Source organism: Pseudomonas sp. IT-P2, from assembly GCF_949767575.1.
Taxonomy (GTDB): domain Bacteria; phylum Pseudomonadota; class Gammaproteobacteria; order Pseudomonadales; family Pseudomonadaceae; genus Aquipseudomonas; species Aquipseudomonas pharyngis.
In genome coordinates, this window is the sequence record NZ_CATKQA010000004.1 from 77,324 (window position 1) to 87,825 (window position 10,502).

A 10,502-nucleotide genomic window follows, 5' to 3' on the forward strand; every position below is an offset into this window, starting at 1 on the left:
CGAAGGTTTCATCTGCTCACACATTCCCCGCTCCCACAAAACCGTCGCGCTCGCGTAAACTTGCGCGCTTCTCGCAGGCCGCTAGGCTGCAATCAATCTTTTTCACAGGTGCCCGCCATGCCTTGGCTGCAAGTAAGACTCGCCATCAGCCCGGAACAAGCCGAAACCTACGAAGACGCTTTCCTTGAAGTGGGCGCCGTTTCGGTGACCTTCATGGACGCCGAAGATCAGCCGATCTTCGAACCGGAACTCAATACCACCCCGCTGTGGGCGCACACCCACCTGCTGGCCCTGTTCGAGGGCGGCACCGAAGCCGCCCCGGTACTGGCCCACCTGGAACTGCTGACCGGCAGCCCGCTGCCCGAGCACCACAGCGAAGTGATCGAAGACCAGGACTGGGAACGCAGCTGGATGGATGGTTTCCAGCCGATGCGCTTCGGCCAGCGCCTGTGGATCGTGCCGAGCTGGCACGCCGCACCGGAGCCGGACGCGGTCAACCTGCTGCTGGACCCGGGCCTGGCGTTCGGTACCGGTACCCACCCGACCACCGCCCTGTGCCTGGAATGGCTGGACGGCCAGGACCTGAAAGACTGCAACGTGCTGGATTTCGGCTGCGGCTCGGGGATTCTGGCGATTGCCGCCCTGCTGCTCGGCGCGAAAGAAGCGGTCGGCACCGACATTGACGTGCAGGCACTCGAAGCCTCCCGCGACAACGCCGGGCGCAACAACATCGCGGACGAACTGTTCCCGCTGTACCTGCCGGAAGACCTGCCGCAGGTCAAAGCCGACGTACTGGTGGCCAACATTCTGGCCGGTCCGCTGGTTTCCCTGGCGCCGCAACTGTCCGGTCTGGTCAAATCCGGCGGGCGCCTGGCACTGTCCGGGATCCTCGCCGAACAAGGTGACGAAGTCGCTGCCGCCTACGCGCAGGACTTCGATCTCGACCCGATCGCCAATCGCGATGGCTGGGTGCGCATCACCGGCCGTCGGCGCTAGAATGACCGCCTGCTCAATCCGGACCGCCGCATGACCGACAGCTTCGTCACCCAGTGCCCGCATTGCCAAACCAGTTTCCGCGTCAGCCACGCTCAGTTGAGCGTGGCCCGCGGGGTGGTTCGTTGCGGCTCCTGCCTGCAAGTGTTCAATGCCGCCAAGCAATTGCTGGAGCAACACGCAGGCAAGGAAGCAGTCACGCCGGTGGCACCGTTGATCAGCGAGCCGCCGCCGATCAGCGAGCCGGCGCCCGCCGACGCACCGGCCATCGTCGAAACGCCCGAGCCACGCGCCATCAGCCAGAAGCAATGGAGCGCCGCCGAGCTGGATCTGGACAGCCTGGATCTGGACGAAGAACTGGCCCGCCTCGAGCAACGGGAAATCCAGCCGACCACCGAGCTTGGCCGCCCACGCGAGGACGCCCTGAGCGCCCGCCGCGACAGCCACGAACCGGAAGATACGTCGTGGCCGGACAGCCTGTTCAGCGAACCGGCAGATGAGCGCTCCCCCGAAGTCGAAGATGAACCCGACGCCGTCGAGCCTGAACCCGTCCGACCGGAACGCACCGAACCCTCGCTGTCGCTGGAGCCGGTGGATCTCGACGACGAACCGCCGATCCCGCAACTGCGCCTGCACGATCCGATCGACCCGAATGCCCGCCGCGAACGTCTGTCAGCCAGCGATGACGTCGACGACGAACTGCCACTGATCGAACCTGCGCGCAAAAAACGCGAACGTGTCGAGTCCAGTGCTCGCGCCGAAGCCTTGCAGGATCTGACCGATGATCCGCTGCAACTGGACTGGCAAAAACGCCGCTCGCCCTGGGGCCGTCGCCTGCTCTGGCTGTTGCTCATCGTGCTGGCCGCCGCCGGCCTGGGCGGACAATACATCGCCTATCACTTCGACGAACTGGCGCGCCAGGATCAATACCGGCCGTGGTTCCAGCAACTCTGCCCGCAAGTCGGCTGCACGGTGCCGTCCAAGGTCGATATCGCCAAGATCAAGAGCAGCAACCTGGTGGTGCGCAGCCACCCGGAATTCAGCGGTGCGCTGGTGGTGGACGCGATCATTTATAACCGCGCGCCGTTCTCGCAGCCGTTTCCGCTGCTGGAGCTGCGCTTCGCTGACCTCAACGGTCACCTGATCGCCAGTCGTCGCTTCAAACCCGGCGAATACCTCAACGGCGACCTCGAAGGCATGGCGGAAATGCCGCCGCAGACCCCGATCCATATCGCTCTGGACATCCTTGACCCAGGCCCGAAAGCGGTGAACTACAGCCTGAGTTTCCACTCACCCGAGTGAAGCGCTTCACCGCTCCCGGATTGACGGCAATTTTCTGACTGCACACCGCACAACCAAACCGGCGGTAATAACAGAATAACTGTTCAGATTTTGTTCAATTCAGCCTTTATCCAGTCATCGAGAGCGGGTATCATGCCAACCCTTTTTCGAACTCTCATGATCCGGCCCCACTTCAGGGAAGTCCTATGTCGGCGGTACGCATCGGCCCATATACATTGCAGAACGGCTTGATCCTCGCCCCGATGGCGGGTGTCACCGACCAGCCCTTTCGTCAGCTGTGCAAGCGTCTGGGCGCAGGGCTTGTAGTCTCGGAAATGGTCACCAGTGACATGAGCCTGTGGAACACCCGCAAGTCGCGCATGCGCATGATCCACGAAGGTGATCCCGAGCCACGCTCGGTGCAGATCGCCGGTGGCGATGCGCAGATGCTGGCGGATGCGGCCCGGGCCAACGTCGAGCTGGGCGCACAGATTATTGATATCAACATGGGTTGCCCGGCGAAGAAGGTCTGCAACAAGGCCGCCGGCTCCGCGCTGTTGAAGGATGAGGCACTGGTTACCGAGATCCTGCATGCCGTCGTGGCGGCGGTTGATGTGCCGGTGACCCTGAAGATCCGCACTGGATGGGATCGCGACAACAAGAACGGCCTGACCGTGGCGAAGATCGCCGAACAGGCCGGGATCACGGCGCTGGCGGTGCATGGCCGCACCCGCGCCGACCTGTACACCGGCGAAGCCGAGTACGACACCATTGCCGCCATCAAGCAGGCGGTGTCGATTCCGGTCTTTGCCAACGGCGACATCGTATCGCCGGAAAAGGCCCGCTACGTGCTCGACGCGACCGGTGCCGATGGCCTGTTGATCGGCCGGGCTGCCCAGGGGCGGCCATGGATTTTTCGCGAGATCGAACACTTCCTGCGTACCGGCGAAAAACTGCCGGCGCCGGAGCTGATCGAGGTGGAACGCATTCTGCTTGAGCATCTGGCCGCCCTTCACGCCTTCTATGGGGACGTGATGGGTGTGCGAATTGCCCGCAAGCATGTGGGCTGGTATCTCGCAACCTTGCCGGGCGCCAGGGAATTTCGCGCCCACTTCAATCGTTTGGATGGTACGGAAACACAATGCGCCAACGTTCGGGAGTTCTTCGCCGAACGTTACAAGAGCCTGACAGGGGACGGAGAAGGGGTGGCCGCATGACGATGATGACCGAGACTTTAGTGAGTGGAACAACACCCGTGAGCGACAACGTGAATTTGAAACAGCACCTCAATACCCCGAGCGAAGAAGGCCAGACCCTTCGCGGGAGTGTCGAGAAGGCGCTGCACAATTATTTCGCCCACCTTGAGGGCGCGTCCGTCACGGACGTGTACAACCTGGTGCTCTCCGAAGTCGAGGCTCCCCTGCTCGAAAGCGTGATGAACTACGTCAAGGGCAACCAGACCAAGGCCAGCGAGCTGCTCGGACTGAACCGCGGCACGCTGCGCAAGAAACTCAAGCAGTACGATCTGCTGTAAGCATTCAATCAAACCAGAAAGGCGCCCGCGTAAAACCGGTCGCCTTTTTTGCTGACTTCCCTTGCTTTTGATGGAAATTGAGATGACCGACCAGACTACCCGCCTGCCGATCCGCCGCGCCTTGATCAGTGTTTCCGACAAGACCGGGATCCTCGAATTCGCCAGGGAGCTGGAAGCCCTGGGCGTGGAAATCCTTTCCACCGGCGGGACCTTCAAACTGCTGCAGGACAACGGCGTGGCCGCAGTGGAAGTCGCGGATTACACCGGTTTCGCAGAGATGATGGACGGTCGGGTGAAAACCCTGCACCCGAAAATCCACGGTGGGATCCTCGGTCGTCGCGGTATCGACGACGCGATCATGAACGAGCACGGCATCAAGCCGATCGATCTGGTGGCGGTCAACCTGTACCCGTTCGAAGCCACCATCAGCAAGCCGGGCTGCGACCTGCCGACCGCCATCGAGAACATCGACATCGGCGGCCCGACCATGGTCCGTTCGGCGGCGAAAAACCACAAAGACGTGGCCATCGTGGTGAATGCCAGCGACTACGCCAACGTCCTGGAAAACCTCAAGGCCGGTGGCCTGACCTACGCTCAGCGTTTCGACCTGATGCTCAAGGCGTTCGAACACACCGCCGCCTACGACGGCATGATCGCCAACTACATGGGCACCGTGAACCAGGCTGCCGAAACCCTGAGCACTGAAGGTCGCAGCGAATTCCCGCGCACCTTCAACAGCCAGTTCATCAAGGCTCAGGAAATGCGTTACGGCGAGAACCCGCACCAGAGCGCGGCGTTCTACGTTGAAGCCAAGCCTGCCGAAGTCGGCATCGCCACCGCCACCCAGTTGCAAGGCAAGGAACTGTCGTACAACAACGTGGCCGACACCGACGCCGCGCTGGAATGCGTGAAGAGCTTCGTCAAACCGGCCTGCGTGATCGTCAAGCACGCCAACCCGTGCGGCGTGGCCGTGAGCCCGGACGCCGAAGGCGGCATCCGTCAGGCCTACGAACTGGCCTACGCCACTGACACCGAATCGGCGTTCGGCGGCATCATCGCCTTCAACCGTGAACTGGATGCCGAGACCGCCAAGGCGATCGTCGAGCGTCAGTTCGTTGAAGTGATCATCGCACCAAGCGTCAGCGAAGAAGCCCGCGCCATCGTTGCTGCCAAAGCCAACGTACGCCTGCTGGCCTGCGGCGAGTGGTCGGCCGATCGCGTTCCGGCCTGGGACTACAAGCGCGTCAACGGCGGCCTGCTGGTACAGAGCCGCGACATCGGCATGATCGGCGCCGACGACCTGAAAGTGGTGACCAAACGCGCCCCGACCGAACAGGAAGTCCACGACCTGATCTTCGCCTGGAAAGTGGCCAAATTCGTCAAATCCAATGCCATCGTCTACGCCAAGAACCGTCAGACCATCGGTGTCGGCGCCGGCCAGATGAGCCGCGTGAACTCGGCGCGTATCGCCGCAATCAAGGCTGAGCACGCTGGTCTGCAAGTGGCCGGTTCGGTAATGGCATCCGATGCATTCTTCCCGTTCCGCGACGGTCTGGACAACGCGGCCAAGGTCGGTATCACGGCAGTGATCCAGCCGGGTGGCTCGATGCGTGATGCTGAAGTGATTGCTGCTGCTGATGAAGCCGGCATCGCGATGGTGTTCACGGGAATGCGTCATTTCCGTCACTGATACACGGCAGCTACAAGCCTCAAGCTGCAAGCTGCAAGAAAGAGCAGTCAGGTATCGCTCCTTCTTGCAGTTGCAGCCTCATTAATTCAGAGCCATAAGCTGTAATCGAGAGTCACACACTCGCTCTTGCTTGCAGCTTGTAGCTTGCAGCTTTCTCCGAAGGAGTCTCTCTTTGAACGTTTTGATCATTGGCAGCGGTGGCCGCGAACACGCCCTGGCCTGGAAAGTGGCTCAGGATCCGCGAGTGCAGAAGGTTTTCGTCGCACCGGGCAACGCCGGCACCGCGATTGAAGCCAAGTGCGAGAACGTCGCCATCGATGTGCTGGCCCTCGAGCAGCTCGCTGACTTCGCCGAGAAAAACGTTTCCCTGACTATCGTCGGTCCGGAAGTGCCATTGGTGGCCGGCGTCGTCGACCTGTTCCGCTCCCGTGGCCTGGACTGCTTCGGTCCGACCGCCGGCGCCGCGCAGCTGGAAGGCTCGAAAGCCTTCACCAAGGATTTCCTGGCACGCCACAAGATCCCGACCGCCGACTACCAGAACTTCACCGAGATCGAGCCGGCCCTGGCTTATCTGCGTGAAAAAGGCGCACCGATCGTGATCAAGGCCGACGGCCTGGCCGCCGGTAAAGGCGTGATTGTTGCCATGACCCTGGCCGAAGCCGAAGACGCCGTGCGCGACATGCTCGCCGGCAATTCCTTTGGCGACGCCGGTTCACGCGTTGTCATCGAAGAATTCCTCGACGGCGAAGAAGCCAGCTTCATCGTCATGGTCGACGGCAAGAACGTTCTACCGATGGCCACCAGCCAGGACCACAAACGCGTCGGCGACGGCGACAGCGGTCCGAACACCGGCGGCATGGGTGCTTACTCCCCTGCACCGGTGGTCACCGCCGACGTGCACCAGCGTGTGATGGACCAGGTGATCTGGCCGACCGTGCGCGGCATGGCCGACGAAGGCAACGTCTACACCGGTTTCCTGTACGCCGGTCTGATGATCGACAAGGCCGGCAATCCGAAGGTCATCGAGTTCAACTGCCGCTTCGGCGACCCGGAAACCCAACCGGTGATGCTGCGTCTGCAATCGAGCCTGGTATTGTTGGTCGAAGCCGCCCTGGCTCAGGCGCTGGACAAGGTTGAAGCGCAGTGGGATCCACGTCCGAGCGTCGGCATCGTGCTGGCCGCCGGCGGTTACCCGGGCGACTACGCCAAGGGCGCGCCGATCAACGGTCTGGACGCCGCCGCCGCACTCGAAGGCAAGGTCTTCCACGCCGGTACTGCGCTCAAGGACGGCAACGTCGTGACGGCCGGCGGTCGGGTGCTGTGCGCCACCGCCATGGGCGCCAGCGTCGGCGCCGCCCAGGAGCAGGCCTACAAACTGGCCAAGGCCATCGACTGGGAAGGCTGCTTCTACCGCACCGACATTGGCTACCGCGCCATTGCCCGTGAACGCGGTGAGTCTCAGTAATAAGCTACGCTGTGTTTCCGGCAAGGGCTCATCGCCCTTGCCGGACTGTTCCGACGCTGCGCATCGTTATATTCTGGCATCAACCTACGAAGGGATTTCGCCGTGCGCTGGCTCAGGATTGCCATAGGTTTCACCGTCACGCTGTTGACCTTGCTCTGCATGCTCCCGGCCCAGGCCGCGCAAGGCAGTGGCTGGTCGGTATTGCTTGACGATCAGGGCAACCTCCAGCTGAGCGACATCCGCTCCGCCCGCTACACCAATCAATTCAGCCCTATCGAGCTTGACCGCCTCACCGCGGCCGAACCCGATGGCGCCTTGTGGCTGCGCTTCAGGCTGGCGCCCGGCAAGCACGAACAAGTGCTGCGGATCTTCGCCCCCGACCTGTCGCACCTCAATCTGTATGTCCTCGACGGCGATCGCCTGATCGAGCAGCGCGACACCGGCACCACCCAGCCCCAGGTGGAACGACCGCTGCCCAGCAGCGATTTCATGCTGCCGCTGCCGCAAAGCGACAAACCCCTCGACGTCTACCTGCGACTGGTCTCCGATCACCAGTTGCGCCCGTACATCACCCTGCAATCGGCAGTGATGGCCGCGGCCAATCACAACCAGACGCTGATCTACGGCCTGCTGTTCGGCTGCCTTGCAATGCTGATCCTGCACAACCTGATCCGCTACGCCTACACCCGCTCGCGCAGCAGCCTGTGGCTGGCCATCTGTGAAGTGCTGCTGGGCCTGAGCCTGTTGCTGCTGCTCAACCTCGCCGGTCCGTGGCTGCCGAACTGGCACGCGATCCAGACCCCCGGCGCCTACCTGGCCCTGCTGCTGACCGCACCGGCCGGCCTGATGTTCGCCTACCGCTTTTTCGCCCCGCTCGGCCCGCATCCGCTGAACAAGCTGCTGATCGGCGACATTCTGTTCATCGTGATCTGCAGCCTGTTGCTGTTGTTCGTCAACACCCTGCCGCTGAACATCATTACCTATGCACTCGTCGCCCTGGCCGGCCTGAGCATGTTGCTGGTGGGTTCCTATCACTGGCAGAAAGGCTACCGCCCTGCCCGGCTGTTCGTCGCGGCGATGGTGGTGTTCAACATCGGCACGCTGATCATCCTCCCGGCCTTGCTGGGGCTGACCCTGGTGGCGCCGCAAGGCCTGATCATGACCCTGATGGGTTTCATCTGCATCAGTGGCCTGCTGATGAGCATCGCCCTCGGCGAACGTCAGCGCAGCATTACCGAAAGCCGTTTCAGCATCAGCCGTGACCTCGCCGCGAGCAACGCCGAGATCAATGCCAAGGCCGAATTCCTGGCCAAGATCAGCCACGAAATCCGCACGCCGATGAACGGCGTACTGGGCATGACCGAACTGCTGCTCGGCACGCCGCTGTCGGTCAAGCAACGCGACTACGTGCAGACCATCCACAGCGCCGGCAACGAATTGCTGACCCTGATCAACGAGATCCTCGACATCTCGCGGCTCGAGTCCGGGCAGATCGAACTGGACGATGTGCAGTTCGACCTCAACGCGCTGATCGACGATTGCCTGAGCATCTACCGCGCCAAGGCCGAACAGCAGAACGTCGAGCTGATCAGTTTCATCCAGCCGCAAGTGCCACGGGTCATCAGTGGTGATCCGACGCGCCTGCGCCAGACACTGCTGAGCCTGCTGGAAAACGCCCTGAAGAAAACCGAGGAAGGCGAAGTGCTGGTGGTGGTCGCCCTCGACGAACGCAGCGCCGGCCCACGCCTGCGCATTGCCGTGCAGGACAGCGGCCAGCCGATGGATCAGGAAGAGCGCGACGCGCTGATGCACGCCGAGTTGCACAGCAAGCATTTCCTGTCGGCCAACCGTCTGGGCGGCAACCTCGGGCTGGTGATCGCCCGCCAATTGATCCGTCTGATGCAGGGCGAGTTCGGCATCAAGAGCGGCGCCAGCCAGGGCAGTACGTTGTGGCTGACCCTGCCGCTGGACCCGGATCGCCTGGAGCACCCGACCTCGGACCTCGACAGCCCGCTGCAAGGCGCACGCGTGCTGGTGGTCGACGACAACGACACCTGCCGCAAGGTGCTGGTGCAGCAATGCAGCGCCTGGGGCCTGAACGTCAGCGCCGTGCCGTCGGGCAAGGAAGCGCTGGCCCTGCTGCGCACCAAGGCGCACCTGCGCGACTATTTCGACGTGGTTCTGCTGGACCAGAACATGCCCGGCATGACCGGCATGCAACTGGCCGCCAAGATCAAGGAAGACCCGAGCCTGAACCACGACATCCTGCTGATCATGCTCACCGGCATCAGCAATGCGCCAAGCAAGATCATTGCGCGCAATTCGGGGATCAAGCGCATCCTCGCCAAACCGGTGGCCGGCTACACGCTCAAGACCACGCTCGCCGACGAGCTCAACCAGCGCAACCGTGGCCAGGTGGTGTTCCAGCCGCAGCCGGCCAGCCCCGCAGCGCCGGTCAAGGTGCCGAGCGACTTCCGCATTCTGGTGGCCGAAGACAACACGATTTCCACCAAGGTCATCCGCGGCATGCTCGGCAAACTCAATCTGCAACCGGATACCGCCAGCAATGGCGAAGAAGCCTTGCAGGCGATGAAAGCCCAGCGCTACGACCTCGTGTTGATGGACTGCGAAATGCCGATCCTCGACGGCTTCTCCGCCACCCAGCAACTGCGGGCCTGGGAAGTCGGCAATCAGCGCATCCGCACGCCGATCGTGGCGCTGACCGCGCACATCCTCGCCGAACACAAGGAGCGCGCGCGCCAGGCCGGGATGGACGGGCACATGGCCAAACCGGTGGAGCTGTCGCAACTGCGTGAGCTGATCGAGCACTGGGTGGCCCAGCGTGATCAGCAGAACCGAGCGACGACGCAACCGTCGTGAGCCGACAGACACGATAGCGCCTGTTAGACTCCCCCGACTTTCCCCGCCAGCGAGCCCGCGCCATGCTCCACGTGTTATTCAGTGTTTACCTGAAGATGCTGGTGCTCTACAGCCCGTTCTTCGTGTTGTCCTGCTTCATCAGCCTGACCCGCGGTTATTCGCGCAAGGAACAACGCCGCCTGGCCTGGAAAGTGGCGGTTGCCACGCTGGTCTCAAGCGTGTTGCTGTATCTGTTCGGGCGGGTGATTTTCGATGTGTTCGGCATCACGGTGGACGCCTTCCGCATCGGCGCCGGCAGCGTACTGTTCATTTCGGCGCTGGGCATGGCGCAGGGCAAGTCGGCCGTGCAGACCGACAACGTGCAGCAGGACGTGACGATCGTTCCGCTGACCATTCCGCTGACCGTCGGCCCCGGCACCATCGGTGCGCTATTGGTGATGGGCGTCAGCCAGCCACACTGGGACGACAAGCTGTTCGCGATCATGAGCATCGCCCTCGCCAGCTTTACCGTGGGTGTCGTGCTTTATCTGTCGAACCGCATCGAGCGGATTCTCGGTGATCAAGGCTTGCAGATCGTCAGCCGACTGATGGGGCTGTTCGTGTGCGCACTGGCAGCGCAGATCATCTTTACCGGGGTCAAAGGCTATCTGGTGCCTTGA

At 62.4% G+C, this 10,502-nt stretch carries 8 protein-coding genes; all 8 read left to right on the top strand.

What is annotated here, in order from left to right:
* Positions 1-117: 117 nt before the first annotated feature.
* The 8 genes from prmA to ACM6JM_RS03260 all read left to right on the top strand — a co-directional run bounded on the left by prmA (position 118) and on the right by ACM6JM_RS03260 (position 10,502).
* Complete coding sequence (prmA, locus tag ACM6JM_RS03225) at positions 118-996, top strand: 50S ribosomal protein L11 methyltransferase (RefSeq protein WP_007951025.1); 879 nt, start codon at positions 118-120, stop codon at positions 994-996.
* 30 nt (positions 997-1,026) lie between these two features.
* Positions 1,027-2,295, top strand: coding sequence for a DUF3426 domain-containing protein (locus ACM6JM_RS03230; RefSeq protein WP_414881325.1), 1,269 nt, complete (start codon positions 1,027-1,029; stop codon positions 2,293-2,295).
* A 185-nt stretch (positions 2,296-2,480) separates the two neighbouring features.
* Positions 2,481-3,491: a tRNA dihydrouridine synthase DusB gene (gene dusB / locus ACM6JM_RS03235; protein ID WP_007951027.1), complete on the top strand. Its 1,011-nt coding sequence runs from the start codon at positions 2,481-2,483 to the stop codon at positions 3,489-3,491.
* The gene (gene fis / locus ACM6JM_RS03240; protein ID WP_002555375.1) at positions 3,488-3,808 is read left to right on the top strand and encodes a DNA-binding transcriptional regulator Fis; all 321 of its coding nucleotides are present in this window, start codon (positions 3,488-3,490) and stop codon (positions 3,806-3,808) included. Before dusB ends, fis begins: the two co-directional genes overlap by 4 nt.
* Before the next feature lie 82 nt (positions 3,809-3,890).
* Entirely contained in the window at positions 3,891-5,498 is a 1,608-nt protein-coding gene (gene purH / locus ACM6JM_RS03245; protein ID WP_039772035.1) for a bifunctional phosphoribosylaminoimidazolecarboxamide formyltransferase/IMP cyclohydrolase, read from the top strand.
* Positions 5,499-5,670: 172 nt separating this feature from the next.
* Positions 5,671-6,963, top strand: coding sequence for a phosphoribosylamine--glycine ligase (purD, locus tag ACM6JM_RS03250; RefSeq protein ID WP_007951030.1), 1,293 nt, complete (start codon positions 5,671-5,673; stop codon positions 6,961-6,963).
* A gap of 102 nt (positions 6,964-7,065) precedes the next feature.
* The gene (locus ACM6JM_RS03255; RefSeq protein ID WP_039772033.1) at positions 7,066-9,843 is read left to right on the top strand and encodes a hybrid sensor histidine kinase/response regulator; all 2,778 of its coding nucleotides are present in this window, start codon (positions 7,066-7,068) and stop codon (positions 9,841-9,843) included.
* Between the two features lie 62 nt (positions 9,844-9,905).
* Positions 9,906-10,502, top strand: a complete 597-nt coding sequence (locus ACM6JM_RS03260) for a MarC family protein (protein ID WP_007951032.1) — start codon at positions 9,906-9,908, stop codon at positions 10,500-10,502.